Genomic DNA, 23,007 nt, shown 5'->3' on the forward strand with positions numbered 1-23,007 from the left:
ATAGGAAAATCCCCACATGGCACGAAAAGCAACCAGCAAGCCCGGCTCCGGCACCTCCCAATCATCCGCCACCATCGGCTTCGAGGCCAAGCTCTGGCTCGCCGCCGACAAGCTGCGCAACAACATGGACGCCGCCGAGTACAAGCACGTCGTCCTCGGCCTCATCTTCCTCAAATACATCTCAGACACCTTTGACGAGCACCACGCCAAGCTCGTCGATGGCAAAGGCGACTACGCCGGGGCCAATCCCGAAGACCAGGACGAATACAAGGCCGAAAACGTCTTCTGGGTTCCCCCCGCCGCACGCTGGGCCTACCTCCAGGGCAGCGCCAAGCTCCCCACCATCGGCAAGATCATCGACGACGCCATGGACGCCCTCGAGCGCGACAATCCCCGGCTCAAAGGCGCGCTCAATAAAAACTACGGCCGCCCGGATCTCGACAAGCACCGCCTCGGCGAGCTGATCGACCTCATCGGCTCCATCCAGCTCGCCGATGTCGCCAGCAAATCGAAGGACGTCCTCGGCCGCGTCTTCGAATACTTCCTCACCCAGTTCGCCAGTGCAGAGGGGAAAAACGGCGGCCAGTTCTACACCCCCTCCTGCATCGTGCGGTTGCTCGTTGAGATGCTAGCCCCCTACAAAGGCCGCATCTACGATCCCGCCTGCGGTTCCGGCGGCATGTTCGTGCAGTCAGAGAAGTTCGTCGAGTCCCACGGCGGCAAGCTCGGAGACATCTCCATCTACGGCCAGGAGAGCAATCCCACCACCCGCCGCCTCGCCATCATGAACCTCGCCCTGCGCGGCATCGAGGCGGACTTTGGCAAGGAGCACGCCGACACCTTCCGCGTCGATCAGCACCCCGACCTCCGTGCCGATTTTGTGATGGCCAATCCCCCCTTCAACGACAGCGACTGGCACCGCAAAGACGACGACGTCCGCTGGCAGTTCGGCACCCCGCCGAAGGGAAATGCCAACTTCGCCTGGGTTCAGCACTTCATCCACCACCTCGCCCCGCAGGGCATGGCCGGTTTCGTCCTGGCCAATGGCAGCATGTCCTCCAACCAGTCCGGCGAAGGCGACATCCGCAAAGCCATCATCGAGGCCGATCTCGTGGACTGCATGATCGCCCTCCCCGGCCAGCTCTTCTACAGCACCCAGATTCCGGTGTGCCTCTGGTTCCTCACTCGGTCAAAGGCAGCGCGGACCGTCATGCCCTCTTCAGAGGAAGAACGGGACTTCATCCGCGCCCGCAAACGCGAAACCCTCTTCATCGACGCCCGCAAAATGGGCACCCTCATCGACCGCGTGCACCGCGAACTGACCGATGACGACATCGAGAAGATCGTCAGCACGTACCACGATTGGAAAAGGGATGTCGATGCCCAGCTCAAGGACGCAGAAAAGCGCGGCATATGCCTCGAACTTGCACTGCCTTATGCCGACATCCCCGGCTTCTGCAAATCCGCCACCACCGCCGAGATCGCCGCGCACGGCTACGTCCTCACCCCGGGCCGCTATGTCGGCGCGGAGGAAGTCGAAGACGACGGCGAGCCTTTTGAGGAGAAGATGGGCAAACTTGTCGTCGAATTAGAGAAGCAGTTCAAAGAGTCTGCAAAACTCGAAAAAGCCATCCGAACAAACCTGAGGAGGCTGGGTTATGGCAGCTAAATCAACAGTTGCAGATTTTGTCACTCTTCAACGAGGCACCACATACAAAGGAAATCTTGTCGGAAAGCCCGGTCCGGCACTGCTTGGGCTCGGTTCCATCCATCCGGGTGGTGGCTTTCGTGAAGGAGACTACAAAACCTATGGCGGGGAATGCCCTCCCAAGCTGATGCTCTCTCCCGGCGACCTCTTTGTTTCACTGAAAGGAGCCACCAAAGACGGTAAAATGATTGGTTCGGTAGCAAGAGTTCCTTCTTCTGTTCCCTCTGGCAGGCTAACGCAAGACACAGTCAAATTGGAGTTTCAGGACTCAGGTCGCGAGGCATCAGATTTTCTATATTGGATACTGCGGTCGCCTCAATACCGAGACTATTGTGAGGGACGAGCAACCGGCAGTGCTGTTGTCGCGCTAAGTCGCGAAGATTTTTTGTCCTTCCCTGTACCTCCTATCACAAAGACACGAAAGCAGGTCGTCGAGCTGCTTGAAGAGATGGAGAAAAAGATCGAGTTGAACCAGCGAATGAACGCGACGCTGGAGGCGATGGCGAGGGCGCTGTTCCAGAGCTGGTTCGTGGATTTCGACCCCGTCCGCGCCAAGCTAGACGGCGAGGGGTTCAACTCCCCTCGCCGAGAGAATGCAGCCAAGGGGTTCGAATCCCCTTATCTCCACCTCTTTCCCGACTCCTTCCAAGACTCACCACTCGGGCGTATTCCGACTGGCTGGGAAGTGGCACGTCTCGACGAGATCGCCTCTGTCATGATGGGGCTTTCTCCTGATGGAGAGAGCTATAACGCGAATGGCGTTGGGATACCGTTAATCAACGGTCCGGTAGAGTTCGGCGATTACTTTCCAGTGAAAACAAAATGGACCGAGGCCGCAACAAGGTTTGCTGCTGAGGGTGACTTGATTTTTTGTGTGCGCGGCTCAACGACTGGCAGGCGTGTCGTTTCCGATGGTGATTACGGTATCGGACGCGGTGTCTGTGCCATTAGAGCCAAGGGCGGGTTTCACAGCTTCCTTTACCAAACCATCAACGTTGGTCTTAATCGCTTGCTTGAAAAGACCACAGGTTCGGTATTTCCCAGCCTCAGTTCACCGGACATCAAAGGCTTCTCCGTGCTCAAACCTAGCAAAGAGATATTGGATGCGTATGAACACACGTCTAAGCCGCTCATTCAGCGCATCCAACAAAACCACCACCAATCCCGCACCCTCGCCTCCCTGCGCGACACCCTGCTGCCGAAGCTGCTGAGCGGGGAGTTGAAGGTGGGCGGAAAGCAACCCTCCGAAGCCGCCGGATAGTCCCAAACGGCCCGAGATGAAACCATGAGCAAACGCAAACCCACTCCCGGCGGTCCTTCCAAAAAGAACACCGCAGTCTCGCTGCTGCGCTCCTCGGCGGCGGAGTACCTCACCTTTGTGGCTGCAAGCGGCCAGGGCGGAGTGGAGGCCGTGTATGCGGATGAGAATGTCTGGCTCACCCAGAAGATGATGGGACTGCTCTATGACGTGGACGTCAGGACGATCAACTACCACCTGAAAAAGGTGTTTTCTGACCATGAGCTGGAGGCAGATTCAGTTATCCAATATTTTCGGATAACTGCCGCCGACGGCAAAACCTACGACACCCAGCACTACAACCTGGCCGCCATCATCGCCGTCGGGTACAAGGTGAACTCGGAGCGCGCCGTCCAGTTCCGCAAATGGGCCTCCGGCATCATTGAGTCCTTCACCATCAAGGGCTTTGCCATGGATGACGAGCGTCTGAAGAACGACGGCTCCATCCTCGGCAAAAAATACTTCGAGGAACAGCTTGAGCGCATCCGGGAAATCCGCCTGAGCGAGCGCAAGTTCTACCAGAAAATCACCGACATCTACGCCACCGCCATCGACTACGATGTCACCGCCGCTGCCACCAAACGCTTTTTTGCCACCGTGCAGAACAAGCTGCACTGGGCCATCCACGGCCAGACCGCTGCAGAGGTCATTGTCTCCCGTGCCGATGCGGCCAAAACCCACATGGGCCTGACCTCCTGGAAAGACGCGCCCCAGGGTAAAATTCAGAAGTTCGATGTCAGCGTGGCGAAAAACTACCTCACGGAAAACGAGATGGCGCAGTTGCAACGCCTCGTCTCCGCCTACCTCGATGTGGCCGAAGGCATGGCCCTGCGGCAGATTCCCATGACCATGCAGGACTGGGAAACCCGCCTCAATCGCTTCATCGCCGCGACCGACCGGGAAATTTTGCAGGATGCCGGCAAAGTGACCGCCGAAATCGCCCAAGCCCACGCCGAAAGTGAGTTTGAGAAATACCGCATCGTGCAGGACCGGCTGTTCGAATCGGACTTCGACAAATTGATCAAGAACTTGCCCGAGAAAGGCGAAGAACCATGAGCCTCAACGAATCCATCGTCGAAGACGCGGCACTCGAATGGTTCGGGGAGCTGGGCTATGACATCGGTCACGGGCCACACATTGCGCCCGGTGAGACTTCGGCAGAACGTGATTCGTTTGCGGAGGTCGTGCTGGTGGCACGCCTGCGCGAGACGCTGCGGCGACTGAACCCGGCCATCCCCGAAGACGCCCGTGAGGATGCGCTGAGAAAGGTGCTGCGGGTGGGGACGTCCTCCCTCACACAGACGAACCGCGCCTTTCACAAGATGCTGCGTGATGGCGTGGACGTGGTGTACAAGCGGGCCGATGGCAGCACGAAGAACGACCAGGCCTGGCTGGTGGACTTTTCCGATGTGCGGGCGAACGACTGGCTGGCGGTGAACCAGTTCACGGTGATCGAAGGGCAGCACAACCGCAGGCCGGACATTGTGGTCTTCGTCAACGGGCTGCCGCTGGGATTGATCGAGCTGAAGAACGCGGCGGATGAAGACGCGACGATCTGGAGCGCCTACGCGCAACTGCAAACCTACAAGTCGGAGATTTCCAGCCTGCTGCACTACAATGCAGCGCTGGTGGTGAGCGATGGTCTGCAGGCCCGCATGGGCTCGCTGACGGCCAATCAAGAATGGTTCAAGGTATGGCGCACCATTGATGGCGAGGGCGATGCCCCGAAGACGGCGCTGGAACTGGAGGTGCTGGTGCGCGGCGTGTTTGAGCGGCAGCGCTTCCTGGACCTGCTGCAGCATTTCATCGTCTTTGAAGAAGACCCGGACAACGGCGCGCTGCACAAGATCATCGCGGGCTACCATCAGTTCCACGCGGTGAATGCAGCCGTGGAGGAAACCGTGCGCGCCAGCGGCATGCTGAAGGAGACTCGTGTGAAAGACAGCGGGGGCGCGTATTGGACCGGCCGCATGCACGGCGGCAAGCCCGGCGACCGCCGCGCAGGCGTGGTCTGGCACACGCAGGGCAGCGGCAAGTCCTTCTCCATGCTCTTCTATGCCGCCCGCGTGGTGCGGCATCCGGCCATGCAGAATCCGACGCTGGTGGTGCTCACGGATCGCAACGATCTCGACGACCAGCTCTTCGGCCAGTTCCAGCGCTGCGCGGACATTCTGGGCCAGGCACCCGTGCAGGCCGCCAGCCGCGAGGATCTGCGCGAGCTGCTGAACCGCGCGAGCGGCGGCGTGGTGTTCACCACAATCCATAAGTTTGCCGCTGAAAAGGGAGAGCCCATGCCCGAACTCAGCGCACGGCAGAATATCATCGTCATCGCGGATGAAGCGCACCGCAGCCAGTATGGCTTTGGCGGCAAGGTGAATGAAAAGACCGGCGAGATGTCCTACGGCTTCGCCAGCAATCTGCGCGATGCCCTGCCCAATGCCTCCTTCATCGGCTTCACCGGCACGCCGATTGAAAAGACCGATGCGAACACGCGGGCGGTCTTTGGCGACTACATCAGCATCTACGACATCCAGCGTGCCGTGGCAGACAAGGCCACCGTGCCCATCTACTACGAGAGCCGCATTTCCAAGCTGAGTCTGAACGCCGCTGAGTTGCCGAAGATCGACGAAGAGTTTGAGGAGATCACCGAAGGCGAGGAGCTGACGAAGAAGGAGAAGCTCAAAACCAAGTGGGCCGCACTCGAGGCGCTGGTGGGAGACCCCAAACGCATCGCGCTCGTGGCGGCCGATCTGGTGGCTCACTACGAGAAGCGTGTGGAGGCCATGGACGGGAAGGCCATGATCGTCTGCATGAGCCGCCGCATCTGCGTGGACCTTTACGATGCGCTTATCATACTGCGGCCCGAATGGGAGGCCGAGACGCTCAAGGTGGTGATGACCGGCAGTGCCGAAGACGGCCCCGAATGGCAGAAGCACATCGGCAACAAGAAGCAGCGACGCGACTTGGCGAACCAGTTCAAGGACGCGAAGAGCCCCTTTAAGATCGTGATCGTGCGCGACATGTGGCTCACCGGCTTTGATGCTCCCTGCCTGCACACCATGTATGCCGACAAGCCCATGCAGGGCCACGGCCTCATGCAGGCCATCGCCCGCGTAAATCGCGTCTTTCGCGACAAGCCCGGCGGTCTGGTGGTCGATTACCTCGGCCTCGCCGATCAGCTCAAGAAGGCTCTCATCACCTACACCGAGAGCGGCGGGCAGGGGAACCCCACCTTTGACACCGCGCAGGCCATCGCGGTGATGCTGGAGAAGCACAACATCGCCTGCGACATGCTGCACGGCTTCAACTGGGACAAATGGACCAGCGGCAAACCCACCGAACGCCTCGCGCTCATTCCCTCAGGCCAGGAGCACATTCTGGAGCAGGACGACGGCAAGAAGCGCTGGGTGCAGGTGGTCACAGAACTCTCCCGCGCCTTTGCCCTCTGCGCCGCCAGCGATGAAGCCACCGCCATCCGCGATGACGTGTCTTTCTTCCAGGCCCTGCAAGCCGCGCTGAACAAACAGAGCGGCACCAACCGCAAGACGCCCGAACAGATCGACGCCGCCATCCGCCAGCTCGTCAGCAAAGCCATCACCACCGAAGGTCAGGTGATCGACGTCTTCACCGCCGCCGGATTGCCCAAGCCCGACATCAGCATCCTCAGCGATCAATTCCTCGCCGAAGTGCGCGGCCTCAAGCACAAGAACGTCGCCGCCGAGCTTCTCGAAAAACTACTCAAGGACGAACTCAAAGTCCGCTCCAAGCACAACCTCGTGCAAAGCCAGATCTTCAGCGAGAAACTCAAGAAGACCCTCAACGCCTACCACAACCGCGCCATCTCAACGATGCAGATCATCGAAGAGCTGATCAAGCTCGCCAAGGATCTCGATGCCGCCACCAAGCGCGGCGAAGACCTCGGCCTGACCGACGACGAAGTCGCCTTCTACGATGCCCTCGCCGCCAACAACAGCGCCGTACAGGCCATGGGCGACGACAAGCTCAAGCTCATCGCCGCCGAGCTCATCACTCAGGTCAAGAAAAGCGTCACCATCGACTGGACCCTCCGCGAAAGCGCCCGCGCCAAAATCAAAGTCATGGTCAAGCGCATCCTCAACAAACACGGCTACCCGCCCGACCTCCAAGAGGAAGCCGTCAAAACCGTCCTCGCCCAAGCCGAGCTGCTATGCGCTGAGTGGGTCTAAGATTTGGATGCGGCGTCCGAGGCCAGCGCGCATCCAGCATCCAGCCTCTACTCCTTCACAAAATCCCGCATCTCATACAGCTTCGGGTCCTTGATCGGCTGTTTCCGCGCAGCCTTCGCACGCGTCAGCATCTGTGAAAACAGCGCATCCCCCGCGTCCCCTTCGTCCATCCCCCCAAACTGCTCCTCAAGTTTCTCCGGGTCCTCCCCCGCCTCAAGCCGGCGCACCATCTCCCGCAGTTCCGGCGGCGTCTTGTCGCCCATCATCTCCGTCATCTTGCGCATGAAGTGCCCCAGCTGGCGAGGATCAGGATTCTCCTCGTTCATGCTCCCCATCTCCCGCTCCATGTCCGCCATGAAGCTCTCCATCTTCGCATCATCCACCCCCGCAAACGGATCATCCCCCGACTCCTCCTTCGCCTTCCCGATCACCGCAAACGCCGACACCCGCTTCTCCATCCTCAAACCCTCCCCATCCGGGCACACCGGCAGCTTGTCCCGATACGCCAGCGAACGCGCCAGGAAGGAATACAGCTTGTTGTTGTCAGGGCAGTAGAACTCGTAAATCGGCATGAGAGGAAAGGTTGGAAATGGGTTCCCCAAAATATAGCCAGCCCACTCCACCGCTCAAGCCCCGCCAAACATCTCCCATCTCCCATCTCCCATCTCCCCAATTCCTCACTTGCCAGCCCCAGCATTCATCGGCACACCATCCACCGTGCCCGCCCTCTTCACGCCCCCCGATCACTTCCGCGAACTCTCGCGCGTCGAAATCTTCCCCGACCCCGCCCGCCCCCTCGAAGTCGATCTCGGCTGCGGCGACGGCACCTTCCTCACCGGCATGGCCGCCCACCACCCCGAGCGCGACTTCCTCGGCGTCGAGCGCATGCTCGGCCGCGTCATCAAAACCGGGCGCAAGATCGACAACCAGCAGCTACCCAACGCCCGCATCATGCGCCTCGAAAGCGCCTACACCGTCGGCTGGCTCCTCCCCACCTCCGGCGTCTCCCGCCTCCACCTCCTCTGCCCCGATCCCTGGCCCAAGAAAGGCCACACCGCCCGCCGCCTCGTCAACCAAAGCGAATTCCTCGACGGCCTCCACCGCATCCTCACCGACGGCGGCGAATTCCTCCTCAAGACCGACGACCAGCCCTACTTCGAAGACGCCCTCGCCAGCTTCGCCACCCGCGAGCACCAGTTCACCCGCATCGACTGGCCCGCCGACGCCTTCTTCTATCCCACCACCGACTTCGAAACCGACTGGCTCCACATGGGCCGCACCATTCACCGTGCGAGATGGCAGAAAATCGGACGTTAAAGTCCCCCCATGCTCCGCCGCAGACTCCTCCTCTTCGCCCTCAGCCTCAGCCTGAGCATCAGCCACGCTGAAGAAACCCGCACCCGCATCGCCCTCGCCGGAGACTCCACCGTCACCGACAAAGCCGGCTGGGGAGCCGCCTTCGCCAAACTCCTCGGCCCCAACGCCGAGTGCCTCAACTTCGCCGCCGGCGGCCAGAGCTCCAAAAGCTTCCGCGACACCGGCAACTGGAAGAAAGTCCTCGACTCCAAACCCGCCTACATCCTCATCCAGTTCGGCCACAACGACATGCCCGGCAAAGGCCCCAAACGCGAAACCGACCCCGCCACCACCTTCCCTCAGAACCTCACCCGCTTCATCGAAGAAGCCCGCGCCATCGGCGCCAAACCCATCCTCGTCACCTCCCTCACCCGCCGCGTTTTCGACAAGGACAAAATCCGCGGCGAACTCAAACCCTGGGCCGACGCCGCCACCAAAGTCGCCACCGAACAGCAGGTCCCCCTCGTCGACCTCTTCACGCGCAGCGTAAACCTGCACAACAAGCTCGGAATTGCGGAATCCGACACATTCAACCCCCCAGTTGTCCGCCCCCCCACCGAAGCCAAAACCACCGATCGCACCCACCTCAACGACCACGGTGCCCAAGTCATCGCCGCCATCATCGCCGAAGAACTCCACAAAGTGGCCCCCGATCTCGCCAAGCTCCTGAAGTAACTCCGTGCAACGTCTTGCAGCTTGGCGCAGCCCGCAAAGACGTCTATGGTCCAAGCCGTGAAGTTGATGCCGCGTCAGTTCCGAAGATTCCGGTGCCTTGCAGGGGCGCTGGCCCTCGCTTTGGCGTTGAAAATCAACGCACAAACCACCTCAAAACCCTGGGCCGAGCGCGAAACAAAGCTCGCCAATGAATATCTCTCCCTTCTGGTGCAACAACCGGAATATGGACGCGTCCTGGACCTCCTTTGGGCCCTTTATGAGAAACATGACGCAACCAAGCTCCTCGTCGAAAACGTCTCCCTGCAGGCCGAGAAGTCCAAGTTTGAAGCCGTCAAAATCGTCGAAGCCCACCTCATCCGCCGCAGCGGCGACCTGAAACGCGCTGCACAGCTTTACGACAATCTGCTCAAGGCCGCACCCAACAACCTCATCCTTCTCAAATCACGCGCCGAAGTCGCCCGCGAACTCTCCGACCCCGCCACGGCTTTTACCCTCATCAAAAAAGCCGCTGAACTCACCCCAGCCGATGATCCCCAGGCCCCCCAGATGTGGATTGAACTGGGCGGCATGGCCATGGCAAGTGGAAGAAATGCAGAGGCAGCCGACGCATATGAGCGCGCCGCGCTGCAAAAGCCGCAGGACATCGACCTCGCCCGCCAGGTGGCGCAGCTCCTTTTGCAGGCCGGTTTTCCAGAACGTGCAGCGAATTTCTTCTCCAAGCTCGCCGATCAAAAAGACCCCCAGCGCAAACTCGATGCGCTCTACGACCTGGCCCGCATCTACGAACACGCCGATCAGTTCGCCAAAGCTGACAAAGCGCTCACCGACGGGCTGGCCCTCCTGCACTTCCGAGACGGTCGTTATTTTGATTTTTTCCGCAGGCGAGTGCGGCTGCATGAACGCTTTGGAACCTTGGAGGATCTCCGCAAGACCTTGGTGGAAGCCGCCAAGGCCTCCCCTCCCTCAGAACAGACCCTGCTGGATGCCTCCCGTTTCTTTGAACTGACCGTCGAACCCGATGAGCAGGTGCGCTGGCTTCGCGCCCTGGTCCAGGCAGTGCCCCAGGTGGAAGATTACCGCTGGCAGCTGGTTCGAACCCTGCTGGATCACGAAGGTGCCGCAGAGGCCGCCAAGCTGCTCGATGAGCGCATTAAAAACGACGGCAGCGATGTTCCTACCATTGTGCTGCTGCGTTGCGAGGCCGATTTGCGCAACGGAGATGCAAACAGTGCAAAAGAGCGCCTGTTGAAGCTGCTCGAAATGCAAAGCTCCACCGACGTGGAAAAGCAGGTTTTGAGTTTTGCTCAAACCCGGGCGCTCGACGCCGTCATTGAAAAAATCCTCCGCTCACGCGTGGAGCGCGATCCACAAAAAGCAGAAGCAGTCTTTGATCTGGCGGCATTTTTCCGCGCACGCCGTGATGTGGTGTCGGAAGACAAGCTGCTGCACGGATTTACCGAAAGCGCGCCCACTCCGGAGGAACGGCAGAAGCGGCTGAGTGACGCCTCGACCTTCCTGGCGGCAAGCAACAACCTCGACAGCGCGATCATCCTGGCACGTGAAGCAGTTTCGAAACCTGGTGCAAGCCGTGGCGCCTGGCTGCATCTGGCGGAACTGCTCGCCGAACAGGGCGAGAATGACGAGGCTGCGGAATGGATCGAAAAGGCCTGGCATGCCAGCACGACGGACGAGGAGCGCGTGGATGTGGATGAGCGCATGCTCTCGATCCTGATGGGCGACACGAAGACGGCGGTCAAGCCGGTGACGAACGGTGAGTTCAAGCTGCCCGATGCATTTACCGGCACGGGCTTCGCGAGCGATGACACCGAAGGCACGAAGCGTGAAAAGCTGCCGGAGCGGGTGCTGGAATTCGCACAAAAAGTCATTTCCAGCGCACGGAAGATTGATCCCAAATCCAAAGACGCCCAAGCCACGAGGTTTCGCGGTTGTTGGTGGGCGGTGCGGACCAGCCAGTTCGAAGATGCTTATCAATTGTTGAATGCTTTGGAATTTGATCCTGTGACGGAGAAAAAACAGCCCGCTTCGCTGGTTGTGGAGCAGCTAAAACTGGATCTGGCGCAGGAGGATGAAAACTATGCGCTGATGGAGCGGCAGTTGCGGCGGCTCTCTGAGCTGGATGCTGCGGGACGCGTTCGGTACACTCTGCGACTGGCGGAACTGCTGATGGAGTCGGAGCGGCGAGTGGACTCGGAGACGAGCAGCCCCGGATGGAAGAGCGACAATCCCCTGCCGCCACCTGGAATGGCTGCGGCGAAGCTGCTGGAAAGCACGTATCGTGAGTTTCCAGACTCAGGGCAGTTGCTCTCCGCGCTGTCTCAGATTTATTTCCTGCAACGCCGTGCGGATGATGCGCTAGCACTGTGGAAGCAGGCGGTGAAGCGGATCGAAGGTCCGGCAGCGATACCGCTTTTGGAAAATTATGCGGACATTCTGCTGCGGCAGCATCGCATCACGGACCACGTGGAGGTGCAGGCGCAGATTTTGGAACGTGAGACCGATGTGAAACGCCGGCGTGAAGTGCTGAGACGCTGCATCGACCGGCTGACGTTTTCTGACGCAAGCGGCGGCGAACTGGCACCGAGTGTGATGCGCGACCGCCTGAAGCTGCTGGAGCACGCACTTCTGGAGCGTGTGCAGCGGCATCCATTTGACGGATTTTATCATGAGGCGCTGGCTCAGGTGTATGAGCGCGGTGGCGATCATGTGAAAGCCTTTGCTAGCATGAAGCAGGCGTATTACACCGCGCCGGATACGCCGTTTTCGCTGGATCAACTGCGTGATGCTGCGCTGAAGGTGGCGGACCTGAAGTCGGCCATTTATTTCCAGAAACAGATCGCAGCAGTGGCTCCGCCTAAAGAGATCGCGGCCGAGTCGCGACGGCTGGTGGAACTGCTGGAACAGACATTTCAAATCACTGAGGCAGACCGCGTCAGGCGGCGCCTTGAGAGCCGGTTTGCCCAGGATGCGACAGCGCTGGAGGAACTGGCGAAGTACTATCAAAGCTCCGGACAAGATGAGGCGGAACGCAGAGTGTATGAGCAGATGACCCAGGTGCGCTCGTGGGATGGCCGTGCGCGGTTGCGTCTGGCGCTGAAGTGCCTGCGATTTGCCGATGAAACAGAGGCTGAGAAGCAGCTGCAGGCGGTGCTGGCCACGCCGGTGAAGGCCTCCAATTATCCTACCACTGGCGTGCGTGCCCCACTGCCGCTGACGGACACGCGGCGCACGGGCGGAGGCGTGACAACGGGGGACATTGTCTCGCTGCTAGATCTCGCCCCTGGTCTGGAGCGCAAGGAACTGGACACACTGCGAGCGTTCCTTGGCCAGCCAAGAGCAGAGTTTGCTGAACTGCCGGAAGACGCTGCTTTGGTTCGACTGCGGGCGATTGAAGAGCTGGCAAAACTGCGAAACTCCCATGGTGGGGAGAAACTTAACGAGTGGATCCATCAATGGAGCACCAGTGAACAGGCGAATGAAGTGGAGAAACTCTGGGCACTGTTTTATGCGGGCGCAGGCGTGGAATTTCGCGTGGTGCTGAAGAAGGTGCTGCCAGACACCACCACGCTGGAGGCGCAGTTTGCGGCGCTCTGGCTGATGCTTCACAGCCATGGGATGGATGAGGCCGTGCGCTGGGCCAGTGAAAAAGGCTGGTCGCCTGAAGTGCTGAAGGCACGGGCCAGCCTGCTGCAGGCCTGTGTCTCGATGCTGGTGGATGTGAACAGTTTCCGCTTCCGACCCAGCAGCCTCGCTCAGTTAGGCAACTGCCGGGTGCTGCGCAACGCCGCCATCGTGGAACTGACCCGCAAGCTGCAGGACAAGCAGCGGTATGAGGAGGCACTGGCACTCGGAGCGAGCCTGCCGATCAATTCACCGGAGATGGAAATGGATTACTCGCTGTTTCTCGCACGCATCGCGGAAAGCGCGGAGCGCTGGGATCTGGCACGGCAGTACCTCGATGTGGCGGTGCGCGGCCCGGTGTCCGCAGAAAACTACCGGACCACCTACGATCCCTTTTTGCTGAGCCTGTCTTCACTGAGCCGCATGACCAGCTCTGAGCAGCAACGCGGAGAGGCGCTGCAGGATGCCTGGCGCAGGCTGCAACGCACCCAGCCTTCAGCGCTGACGGCCATTCGCAAGGCGGCGGTGGCGGGCTTGTCGGGTGCGGATCAAACCGGTGGCGAATCACTGGGCCGGTTTCTTTCCGGGCCATTCATCTCCCAGCGTGAAATGACGGATGCCAAAGGCAGCCTGCTACCCCAAGGATCGTCACGCTATGAAGAACCCCCGCATCTGCGCAGCCTGTGGGAGGAAACGCGGGAGATCGAGGCGCTGCTGGTGCAGCAGGGCATCGGCGGTGTGGTTAAAGACGCGAACGCCACCCTGGCCAAGCACTACGGGGCCACGATGCTGGGCCCACGCTCGGATTCGGAATTTGGCGAATGGCGCATCAATGACCTGCTGGGCAGGCTGCGTGCCGTGGACTATCCCACAAGACGGAGGCTGATCCGCGAGCATCTGGCCGCGGTCGATCTTCGCACAGAGCACTCAGTGGACACACTCGGCAACCTCGGCAGCCGTTTGGAGAGCGCGGGCTTTGTGCGCGAGGCCATCGACATTTACAGCATGCTGCCAGACCGTGCGCCGTCGAATCCCGACTATGCGCTGTGGCTGCTGCGCGTGTGTGAAACGTCGATGGAGATCGAGCCGGGGCTGAGCTTTTCATTGAAGCTGCTGCTGGCCGAACCTCCGCTCAAGCCGCCGCAACCGGGTGATGACACGCTGCGCGAGAAGCATGCGCTGTTCCTCGCGCGTAATTTCAATGTGGATGAGCTGCGCCGTCAGGGCTTCCGCGAACAGTTTACCCAGGTGCTCGAACGCCGCCGCCCGCATGAGGTTTCCTACCTGCGTGAACTCGGCCTGCTGCAGGAGCGCATGCAGAACGATCAGGCGGCGCTCTCCGCCTGGGATCGTCTGCACGCATGCTATGTGGCGAATGATCAGGCAGGCACGGATCTCGACATCGAGGCCAGTTTGCATCGGGGTCAGATTCTGCAGCGACTCGCACAACCCCAGGCCGCGCTGAAGCTTCTGCGTGAGGTGCCTCTCGCCGAGCCACTGGACCCTGTAGCTCAGGACCTGCTGAAACTGCGCTGCCAGATCGCCACCGCTGCGGGTGCCTGGGATGATGTGCGGGATCTGATGACGCTGTGTGTCGAACGCAAATCCCTGCCCTGCGTGGTGGCGCTGGCCACGGGGCTGCGCACTCATGACCGTGCAGCCGAGGCGCTGAACCTGCTCACGCAGGCGGACCGCACCATCAAGGGTGACCATGAACGTTTCACACTGCGGCTGGAACAGCTCAAGGTGCTGGCGGCAGCGGCTGACTGGGCGCCCGAACGCGGGCGGGCGCAGATCGCCGCGCTGTTCCGCACGACGACCAGGGATCAAGATACGCTCAAGGACATGCACGGCTGGCTCAAAGGACTGGCCAAAGGCAAACAGGCCGCAGGCTGGGCCGCGATGCTGCGCACCGAGGCGCGGGCGGGCACGGACCGACCGCTGGCCGCGCTGGCGCTGAGCGCCTTCACGGAGGGACTGCCGCAGGAAGCGCATGAGGATTTCATCAGTGCCTGGCAGAAGGTGGAGGAGAAAGACCGGACCTGCATCGAGATGGCTGCTGAAGAAATGCTCAAGGCGGGCCGTGCGGCCTGGGCCTGGGACGCCTGTGAGATCGTGGCCGGCATTCCGACATTCCGCGAGCAGGGACGCAAGCTGCCGCTGGCCGTGCGCGTGGCGCATGCCCTGCATGATGAAACGGCGGTGAAGGAACTTTTTAGCGAGACGCTGCGGCTGACCTTCCCCGGCGGAGCGCAGACCATCCAGTGGGCGCAGGCTTTTGAGGACACCGGCCATGCAGAACTCGCCCATGAGCTGCTGGGGGCGGCTCTGCAGCGACTGGAAGACACCGCCGCGCTGCAGCCTGAACTGTTTGCCGCGCAGGCACGCTTTCTGATTCGACGGAAGGAATTTGAAACGGCGGAGATTTTTCTCATGCGCATGAACTGGACGATGCCGGTAGAGTCGGCAAAACTGATCTTTGAACTCTACCAAAGCTGGGGCAGACTAACGAACATCGAAACGGAGCTGCCAAAGTTCCGCCTGCCGGGAGGTGTGAAGCAGGAGATCCTGTTCCTCACCCGGCAGACGACTGCCAAAACCACGACTCAGCCATGAATTCAACCCTGCGACTTCTGATCTGCCTCAGCGCAGGCGTTGTCCTGTGCCAGTGCTCCACCAAGACCACTACGAAAAAGAAAAAGGTGGATCCATCCGAACAAAAGCTGCTGCAGCGCACCACTTCGGGAGTGGATATGACCAAGCGCAGCCAGTACGAAAAATACATGACTGACCCGAAGCTTTCCAAAGGGAGCGCAGGTTCGTATTTTCAAAAGCAGATGCATCACTCCAAAAACTTCGCCGGAAACAATTCGTTTTCCGGGCAGAAGGTGTTCAAGACAAGCCAGAGCGTGTACGGCAAATCAAAGGCAAAGTTCGACATGACCTACGCGCTGGGAGACAAACAGGCCCTCGGCAAGAACAACAGCTTTAAAGCCGGCGAGTCCCGCTTTGGCAACCAGAAGGCCCGCGAAGGCGACAGCCTGTTCAGCGGGGCAGACAATCAATTCAAAACCGGGTCCGCCCTGACGCGCTCCAAAAGCCTCGGCAAGGCGCCGAAGATCATCGAAAACTACAACGACCGGGGCGAAGGTAAAAAAAGCGCGTACTCTGAAGATGAAGTGCGGAAACTTCTGAATCGGAACTGAGCCCTGCTGCGGGCACATCAGTGAGCTGAACGCCCAACGGACTCTTGTTGATGACGGTGCTTGCAGGAGCAAGCCCCCTTTCTATTCAACAGCATGCGCATCCTCCACACCGCTGACTGGCATCTCGGCGCCCGACTCGTCGAGCGTGACCGCCTGCCGGAGCATGCCGCCTTTCTTGACTGGCTCATCGAGACACTGCGCACCGAGAAGATCGACACGCTGCTGCTAAGCGGGGATGTCTTTGATGCAGCCAATCCGCCGCAGGATGCTGTGGCCTTGTATTTCGACTTCCTCAAACGCCTTGCCGATTTGCGCACGGTGAAAGCCGTCATCACCGGCGGCAATCATGACTCCGCCTCGCATCTCAATGCGCCGCGTGAACTGCTGAAGCGCTTCGAGGTGCATGTCTTTGGCCATGCGGGTGAGAACATCGTGGATCTCGGCGAGGCCGTCGTCGCTGCCGTGCCTTTCCTGCGAGAACGCGATCTGAGGCAGGCCGCCGTGGGTGAGGCGATGACGGATGTACAAAGCCAGGTGCGTGCCGCCATTCGTGATCACTATGCCGCGCAGCTTGGCTCATGCCGTGCGCTGGCGGGCAAACGCCCCATCATCGCGATGGGGCATCTCACGGTGCTCGGCGCGAGTACCAGCGACAGCGAGCGTGACATCCACATCGGCAATCTAGGCGCTGTGGGCGCGGATGTGTTTGAGGGCTTTGGTTATACCGCGCTGGGTCACTTGCATAAACCGCAGCGGGTCGCGGGGCTTGAACATGTGAGGTACAGCGGCTCCCCCGTGGCGCTTAGCTTCTCTGAAGCTGCGGACAGAAAATCGGTCGTTGTGCTCGATACCGAGGGGATGAAAATCGAGACGCTTTCGATCCCAGCCACCCGGCTGCTGACCCGTGTCAGTGTCAGTCGTGCCACACTGGCTGCTGACTTGGACAAGGTTGCTGCGGCAAGCTGGGCAGAGGTCACGGTGAAACTCGATTCCCCGGAGGCCGATCTTGACCGTCAGATCCGCGAAGCTGCGGGCGGGCGCTTTGAAGTTTTGAAAGTTCTCGCGGACCTGCCCCAGAGTGTGGCCTCCACTTGGGAGCATACCGGCCCTGCTCTCAGCGAACTCCAGCCCCGCGAGGTTTTCCGCGAACTGCTGAAGGAAAAGCAGATTGATGGTGAGGAGCTGAGTGCGGTGTTTGATGAGCTGCTGGCGATGCGGGAGGCAATCACATCGGCTTAAACAAGCCAGAAAGTCATGAATGCCATCCCAGTCGAACTAGTCGAGCAGGCCGTTTCTATTCTCGGAAGAACGGGCATCACCAACGATGAGATTGAATCTGAAGTGTTGTCGCTTGCCCAGGATAAAATGCTGGCCCGCCGCTTGATAGACTGGATCGCGGAAGCATTCGGAATGGTACTTGTTGGGCATATTTCCTCCGAAATCATACTTCCAACCACCTTCTCAGCCAAGAATGCCAAAGGGAAGTGGTTCGAGTTCAAGTTTGCCGAAGAACCCATTTTTGTTGAAGCAATAAAGATAGCCCAGCGCATTCATCATGCAGGCCCCCAGGAGTTATTCCTGAATATTGCTGCGAGGGGCTCCATGACCAACACTGTCAGCAATGCTTTGAATGCTGGAGCAAATCTCAATGGGGCGGTGCTCAGCGGCCCAGCGCTGATTGGAATACCCGCTGAAACATATCCTGCACCTCCCAAGAGCATTTGGAGCAGGCTTTTTGAAAAACTGCTATCGAGATAAAGCTGAGCTCCATTCTCCAGCTAAAATATTTTGCACTCATGCGCCTCCTAGCCGTTCGACTTCAGAATCTCAACTCACTCAGCGGAATGCATGAGGTGCGATTTGATGCGGTGCCACTGAGCGCGGCGGGGGTGTTTTTGATCACGGGGCCGACGGGTGCGGGGAAATCGACCCTGCTGGATGCGATGACGCTGGCGCTGTATGGCCGTGCGGCGCGCTATGGCAATGACCGGGCGGATGAGATGATGAGCCGGCACACGGCGGAATGCCTGGCCGAAGTGGATTTTGAGACGGGCGGTGAAACGCTGCGGGCAATCTGGCGGCTGCGGCGTGCACGTGGCAAGGCGGATGGAAGATTGCAACCCGTGGAGCGACGTCTGGCCAATGCGACAACCGGAGAAATTCTGGCCGAGAAGGCAGCGGAGATGGATCGAATCATCGAGGATAAGACCGGCCTGGATGTGCATCGCTTTTTGCGCTCGGTGCTGCTGGCTCAAGGGCAGTTTGCGGCGTTTCTGAAAGCAAAGCCGAACGAGCGTGCGGAACTGCTGGAGAAGATCACAGGCACAGAGATTTACAGCGATCTGTCGATGCTGGCCTTTGAAACCCACAAGGCGAAGGATGAAGCCGCACGCACGCTGAAGGAGCGCCTCGGCGCGGTGACAGTGCTGGACGATGCAAGCCGCGTACATCTGGAAGGCAGTCTTGCTGAGGCCCAAACCAATGCCGCACGACTCCAAACCGAGAGCCAAGCGGCAGCACAGCAACTGCGGGACCAGCGCGAGCATGCAGGCATCGCGGCAGAAATGGCGAAGATCACCGCATCGCATCAAGCGCTGCAGCAATCGCAGACTGGACTGAGTGCTGAAGTTTCCAAAACGAAGGCTGCTGCTGAAGAGGCGAAGCAGCAACGCGCGAAACGCGAACCGGTGTGGGAGCAGGCGGCAGGCATGGCTGCGCAGAGCGAGCAGTTTGAAAGGCAACTCGGCGAGAGCCGTGCGATGTATCAAACGTGGGCGAAGGAACAAAAGGAGGCAGCGGCGCGACGCGAGGCCGCCGAGAAGGCGCTCGCGGCACATGCTGATGAGACGCAGGCTCTTGAAGCGTGGCTCAAGAAAAACGCGGGGGATGCAGAACTCGGAGTAACTTTACCAAAACTGCGTGTGGCTGTGCGCGAATGGCGTGGTGTGTTTGAAAAACTCGCCGAAGGCCGGAAGCGCCATGCGGAGGCGCTGGCGCTCCAGCAGAACTTAGCCAAAGCGGAGTCGGCTGCGGTGGCTTTGGTCAAACAAGGTGCCGAAAGGACCGCAAAGGCGAAGAAGGATCGCGCGGAGGTGGAACGACTCGCCAAAGCTCTGGAAGCCCAGCGGGAGCTGACGCGACATGCCGAGCAAGTGGCGGGCTTTGATGAGCATCGGCAAGATTTGAAAGCGGGCGAGGCCTGCCCGCTTTGCGGAGCACTGGAACATCCATTTGCGCAGGGTGAAACGAATTTTGAATCGCAGCTTCAAGCTGCACGGAGACTGCTCACGACGTTGGAGAAGCAGCATGAGCAGGCAAATCAGAACCTCGTGGCGCTGGAGCGTGAGCTGACGAAGAACGAAGCGGAGGTGGTGGCGGAGCGGAAGCGAGTCGCGGAGATCCAGAAGCGCGTGAGTGAGCTGGAGGCGCCAACGGATGGAATATTGGAGCAGTGGAGTGATGAAGAGAAGCAGAGGCGCGGCGTGATTCAAAGCAGCCCGGTTGCACAGCAGCTGGGCAACTTTGCTGCGCCAGATGCCGCAGAGCTGGAGCTTGATGTGCTTGAGAAACGCGCAATGGCCTTCTCAAAAAAACAGCAGGAAGCCACCCAAAAGCGCGGAGAGCGGCAGAAGATCGAAAGCGACATCCAGCTTGCCCATCAGGAACAGGCGGCGAAGACGAAGCGCCTGGAAGAGTTGAAGGCGGAAGGTGTGACATTGCGTGCCAAGGCGGATGCGTTGAAGGCGCAATTGAATGAGTTGCTCGGAGGCAAGACGCTCAGTGAAGATCGTCAGCACCATGAAGGGCGCGTTGCGACAGCAGAAAAAATCTGGCGTGAGGTGGAGACAAAACTGAATGCGCTGCAAACCCAGATCGCAGCGGCGATGGCGAAACTGGAACAGCTCGAAATACGCCGGCAGCCGTTTGCAGGGCAGAACGTGCTGGACGTGGAGTCCCTGAGCGAGTTGGAGAACAACGCGCAGCGATTGAACGATGCCTTTGCGACCAAGCGCACGGAACTCGGCTCGCTGGAGCAACAGATCCGCAATGATGATGAAGGACGGAAGCGGCGCGAAGCTGGTGGAGCTGAATTGCAGGCGGCGGAGGCCGAGGCGCTGCGGTGGGGGCGACTGAAGGAACTGATCGGCTCGGCAGATGGTGCGAAGTTCTCGCGCTTCGCGCAGTCTCTCACGCTGCGGCAGCTGATCGGTCTGGCGAACGAGCATTTGAAAACGCTGGCGGAGCGCTATCGGCTGATGGCTGCGGAGGGTGATGAACTCGATTTGCGCATCGTCGATTTATATCAGGCGAATGTGGACCGGCCGATGGAGAGTTTGTCGGGTGGAGAGAGTTTCCTGGCGAGTCTCGCCCTGGCTCTTGGGTTGAGCGAACTGGCGAGCCGGCATCACCCGATTGATTCGCTTTTCATTGATGAAGGTTTTGGCACGCTCGATTCTGAGACGCTGGAGATAGCGCTGAGTGCGCTGGAAAATCTGCGCTCACGAGGGAAGACGATCGGTTTGATCTCGCATGTGGAACTGCTCAAAGACCGGCTCACCACACAAGTGCGCGTGGTGCGCGGTGCGGGTGGGACGAGCCGGATAGAGGTAGTGGCATAGATGATGCGAGAAAGTACATTTCTGGCATACCTTCGGCATGCGACCTTGAAAAGGGCCTAAGCTTGCATGGGGTCCAGGGGTGGCACTCGCTTCGCGAGTTTACCCCTGGCTAACTTCTTTGATCCCTTCGGGATCCGGAAGGAGAACGAACATGGATGTTCGTTCTACATTGGGAACGTTTACAGCGCATGATGGGCTCTAGAGGCCGCTCACTTTTTCTCGAAGACGACTTTGCCGCCGAGCCAGGTTTTGAGGACCTGCGTTTGAACGAGATCGTCGATGGGACAGGTCAGTGGGTCGCGGTCTACGAGGATGATGTCGGCGAGCTTGCCGGGTTCGAGGCTGCCGGTGTTTTTCTCGGACTTGAGGAGGAAGGCGTTGTTGCTGGTGTAGAGACGCAGGGCTTCTTCGCGAGTGAGTGCGTTTTCGATGTGCACAGGCTTGTCGAGTTTGCGGGCTTTGCGGGTGATGGAGGTCCACATGCCGAGCCATGGGTTGTAGGGATTGATGCTGCGGAAGGAGCCGATCTTCTGCATGTGGTCGCTGCCGCCGCCGACAATCACCTTTTGATCGAAGCAGGCGCGCAGGGGTTGGAAGCGCGCCATGCGTGACTCGCCAAAGTGGCCGGTTAGGGTGCGACCGTCCATGTGGAGCCAGATGGGCTGGAGGTCGATGCACACGCCGAGTTTGGCGGCCTTGGCGATGGAGTCGGGGTGCATGAAGTTGCAGTGGGTGACGCTGCTGCGCGCGGCGCGGACGCTGCCGGGGCTTTGAGCATCGACGGTTTCGCAGGTGTCGATGAGGAGCTGCACGGCGGCATCGCCGACGCTGTGCGCGGTGAATTGGAGTCCGGAGGCGGTGACTTTTTCGACGAGCTGTTTGAGACGTTCTGGCGTGATTTTTTGCACGCCACGATATTGAGGATCGTTGATGCCGTAGGCTTCGCTGATGCCCCAGGGCTCGATCATCCATGCGCTGCCGGTGAGCATGCCGCCATCGAGATAGACTTTGGTACCGATGATTTGCAGCATGGGGTCTTCTTTGGTCAGCGGATGCTGAATGACTTCATCGATGGCTTTTTCGCAGGCGGGCCAGAGGCTCATGCTGGGAATGCCGGGAGAGGGGCGCATGCGCACGGTGAGATCGCCCTTGGTGAGCATCTTTTGATACAGCTCACACTGCTTGAGGCTGGAATCGCGGTCTGCCACGGTGGTGAGGCCGACGGAGTTGTAGTCATGGAACAATTCGACGGTGCGGCGATAGGTGTCCTCTGCTGTGGCGGATTTGGCCGATGTGGGCGCTTTGACGTTGTGACTGAGACTTCGAAGAAGGCCGGTGGGTTCACCGGTGGCATCCACCTCCATTTTGCCGGCGCTGCCTGCCGGCACTTTGTAGTCACGGCTGTAACCGCCGAGCTTGAGAGCGAGGCTGTTGAGCATGGAATCCGGGCCGGTGGAAAAAACAACGGGGTTGTTGGGAGCGATGCGGTCGAGCTCTGCGCGAGTGGGGTAGCGTTTCTCTTCGAGGCGTGTGATGAAGATCTGACGGACGCTGATGAGATCCCCTGGTTTGGAGACTTTGACGCGATCACTCAGGTAGGCGAGCACGTCGGCGATGGTTTCCATGGTGGGAATCTCGTGATCAAACTCCGTCATCGCCGCGCCTGGGTGGACGTGGGAATCCATGAGGCCGGGCAGAATCGTTTTGCCGCTGAGATCCATCACCTGACTGTCTGCTCCTTTTGTGGCGAGAACTTCATCGTTCGTTCCCACAGCTGTGATGCGCCCATCTGCATCGATGGCGATGGCTTCGGCGATGCGGAAATTTTTATCGACGGTGATGACCTTGCCGTGGTGGAGGATCAGGGCGGGGGCGGCTTGGAGGGAGACGGATGCCAGGGCGGTAAACAGAACAGCGAATTTCATCGGCATACCAACGTCATGAAAAGCCAGTTTGTTCTTCACTGAACGGGGGGCCCGTGCTTGGTTGGTGGCACCCCATGGCCATTTCAAATATCGAGAACAAAGAATCCCAGATCTGGGTTTATGATGAAAACAGCGAATGTGTCGGGCGCATGCCCAACAACCGGGTGGAGCTGGCTGGATATACCTCCGACTTCTTTGTCACAGTGGAGGGCGGGTGGATCCGCACTTATGACCAGGACTGTGAACGACTGGGCAGCCTGAGCGCCATTGGTGTCACGGTTCGCAGTGTATCGGGTGGCAACTTTACTGTTACTGATGCGGGCGATGTGAAGACTTATGACCGCCGCTGCAAAGAGGTGAAGAAACGCAGCGCGTAA

The 23,007-nt window shown here is 59.7% G+C and carries 14 protein-coding genes; 12 read left to right on the forward strand and 2 right to left on the reverse strand.

Features of this window, described 5'->3' with window-relative positions:
* The first annotated feature begins 16 nt into the window (after window positions 1–16).
* Genes AC3RLQ_RS17130 through AC3RLQ_RS17145 form a run of 4 tightly spaced genes read left to right on the forward strand, consistent with a single transcriptional unit; the run spans window position 17 to window position 7,210 of the window.
* Window positions 17–1,669 (forward strand): class I SAM-dependent DNA methyltransferase, encoded by a 1,653-nt coding sequence (locus AC3RLQ_RS17130; protein ID WP_493029892.1) that lies wholly within the window; start codon window positions 17–19, stop codon window positions 1,667–1,669.
* On the forward strand, window positions 1,659–2,969 hold the full coding sequence (locus tag AC3RLQ_RS17135) for a restriction endonuclease subunit S (protein ID WP_493029893.1): 1,311 nt from the start codon (window positions 1,659–1,661) through the stop codon (window positions 2,967–2,969). Before AC3RLQ_RS17130 ends, AC3RLQ_RS17135 begins: the two co-directional genes overlap by 11 nt.
* A 24-nt stretch (window positions 2,970–2,993) precedes the next feature.
* On the forward strand, window positions 2,994–4,061 hold the full coding sequence (locus AC3RLQ_RS17140; protein WP_493029894.1) for a virulence RhuM family protein: 1,068 nt from the start codon (window positions 2,994–2,996) through the stop codon (window positions 4,059–4,061).
* Window positions 4,058–7,210, forward strand: a complete 3,153-nt coding sequence (locus AC3RLQ_RS17145; RefSeq protein ID WP_493029895.1) for a type I restriction endonuclease subunit R — start codon at window positions 4,058–4,060, stop codon at window positions 7,208–7,210. Before AC3RLQ_RS17140 ends, AC3RLQ_RS17145 begins: the two co-directional genes overlap by 4 nt.
* A 47-nt stretch (window positions 7,211–7,257) precedes the next feature.
* Here the strand turns inward: AC3RLQ_RS17145 and AC3RLQ_RS17150 are convergent, their stop codons facing one another.
* Window positions 7,258–7,782, reverse strand: a complete 525-nt coding sequence (locus AC3RLQ_RS17150) for an FmdB family zinc ribbon protein (RefSeq protein WP_493029896.1) — start codon at window positions 7,780–7,782, stop codon at window positions 7,258–7,260.
* Window positions 7,783–7,891: 109 nt separating this feature from the next.
* On the opposite strand from AC3RLQ_RS17150, the gene trmB reads away from it, so the two are divergent.
* The 7 genes from trmB to AC3RLQ_RS17185 all read left to right on the forward strand — a co-directional run bounded on the left by trmB (window position 7,892) and on the right by AC3RLQ_RS17185 (window position 20,705).
* On the forward strand, window positions 7,892–8,527 hold the full coding sequence (trmB, locus tag AC3RLQ_RS17155) for a tRNA (guanine(46)-N(7))-methyltransferase TrmB (RefSeq protein WP_493029897.1): 636 nt from the start codon (window positions 7,892–7,894) through the stop codon (window positions 8,525–8,527).
* A gap of 9 nt (window positions 8,528–8,536) precedes the next feature.
* Window positions 8,537–9,241, forward strand: a complete 705-nt coding sequence (locus tag AC3RLQ_RS17160) for a rhamnogalacturonan acetylesterase (protein WP_493029898.1) — start codon at window positions 8,537–8,539, stop codon at window positions 9,239–9,241.
* A gap of 126 nt (window positions 9,242–9,367) precedes the next feature.
* Window positions 9,368–15,496, forward strand: a complete 6,129-nt coding sequence (locus tag AC3RLQ_RS17165; RefSeq protein WP_493029899.1) for a tetratricopeptide repeat protein — start codon at window positions 9,368–9,370, stop codon at window positions 15,494–15,496.
* The gene (locus AC3RLQ_RS17170; protein WP_493029900.1) at window positions 15,493–16,086 is read left to right on the forward strand and encodes a hypothetical protein; all 594 of its coding nucleotides are present in this window, start codon (window positions 15,493–15,495) and stop codon (window positions 16,084–16,086) included. Before AC3RLQ_RS17165 ends, AC3RLQ_RS17170 begins: the two co-directional genes overlap by 4 nt.
* Window positions 16,087–16,179: 93 nt before the next feature.
* Window positions 16,180–17,325: an exonuclease SbcCD subunit D C-terminal domain-containing protein gene (locus AC3RLQ_RS17175; protein ID WP_493029901.1), complete on the forward strand. Its 1,146-nt coding sequence runs from the start codon at window positions 16,180–16,182 to the stop codon at window positions 17,323–17,325.
* Between the two features lie 15 nt (window positions 17,326–17,340).
* Window positions 17,341–17,844 (forward strand): hypothetical protein, encoded by a 504-nt coding sequence (locus AC3RLQ_RS17180; protein WP_493029902.1) that lies wholly within the window; start codon window positions 17,341–17,343, stop codon window positions 17,842–17,844.
* Between the two features lie 38 nt (window positions 17,845–17,882).
* A complete protein-coding gene (locus AC3RLQ_RS17185) occupies window positions 17,883–20,705 on the forward strand; it encodes an AAA family ATPase (RefSeq protein ID WP_493029903.1) in 2,823 nt (940 codons plus the stop codon).
* 209 nt (window positions 20,706–20,914) lie between these two features.
* Here AC3RLQ_RS17185 and AC3RLQ_RS17190 read toward each other — a convergent pair whose 3' ends face one another.
* Entirely contained in the window at window positions 20,915–22,630 is a 1,716-nt protein-coding gene (locus AC3RLQ_RS17190) for an amidohydrolase (protein WP_493029904.1), read from the reverse strand.
* Window positions 22,631–22,704: 74 nt separating this feature from the next.
* On the opposite strand from AC3RLQ_RS17190, the gene AC3RLQ_RS17195 reads away from it, so the two are divergent.
* Entirely contained in the window at window positions 22,705–23,007 is a 303-nt protein-coding gene (locus AC3RLQ_RS17195) for a hypothetical protein (RefSeq protein WP_493029905.1), read from the forward strand.

The sequence above is a fragment of the Prosthecobacter sp. GW821-HT29F12 genome (assembly GCF_058803405.1).

Bases quoted from the DNA above. Each gene is read 5' to 3' on its own strand.
- AC3RLQ_RS17130 (WP_493029892.1), top strand. From the start codon at position 17: ATGGCACGAAAAGCAACCAGCAAGCCCGGCTCCGGCACCTCCCAATCA.
- AC3RLQ_RS17135 (WP_493029893.1), top strand. From the start codon at position 1,659: ATGGCAGCTAAATCAACAGTTGCAGATTTTGTCACTCTTCAACGAGGC.
- AC3RLQ_RS17140 (WP_493029894.1), top strand. From the start codon at position 2,994: ATGAGCAAACGCAAACCCACTCCCGGCGGTCCTTCCAAAAAGAACACC.
- AC3RLQ_RS17145 (WP_493029895.1), top strand. From the start codon at position 4,058: ATGAGCCTCAACGAATCCATCGTCGAAGACGCGGCACTCGAATGGTTC.
- AC3RLQ_RS17150 (WP_493029896.1), bottom strand. From the start codon at position 7,782: ATGCCGATTTACGAGTTCTACTGCCCTGACAACAACAAGCTGTATTCC.
- AC3RLQ_RS17160 (WP_493029898.1), top strand. From the start codon at position 8,537: ATGCTCCGCCGCAGACTCCTCCTCTTCGCCCTCAGCCTCAGCCTGAGC.
- AC3RLQ_RS17170 (WP_493029900.1), top strand. From the start codon at position 15,493: ATGAATTCAACCCTGCGACTTCTGATCTGCCTCAGCGCAGGCGTTGTC.
- AC3RLQ_RS17175 (WP_493029901.1), top strand. From the start codon at position 16,180: ATGCGCATCCTCCACACCGCTGACTGGCATCTCGGCGCCCGACTCGTC.
- AC3RLQ_RS17180 (WP_493029902.1), top strand. From the start codon at position 17,341: ATGAATGCCATCCCAGTCGAACTAGTCGAGCAGGCCGTTTCTATTCTC.
- AC3RLQ_RS17185 (WP_493029903.1), top strand. From the start codon at position 17,883: ATGCGCCTCCTAGCCGTTCGACTTCAGAATCTCAACTCACTCAGCGGA.
- AC3RLQ_RS17190 (WP_493029904.1), bottom strand. From the start codon at position 22,630: ATGAAATTCGCTGTTCTGTTTACCGCCCTGGCATCCGTCTCCCTCCAA.
- AC3RLQ_RS17195 (WP_493029905.1), top strand. From the start codon at position 22,705: ATGGCCATTTCAAATATCGAGAACAAAGAATCCCAGATCTGGGTTTAT.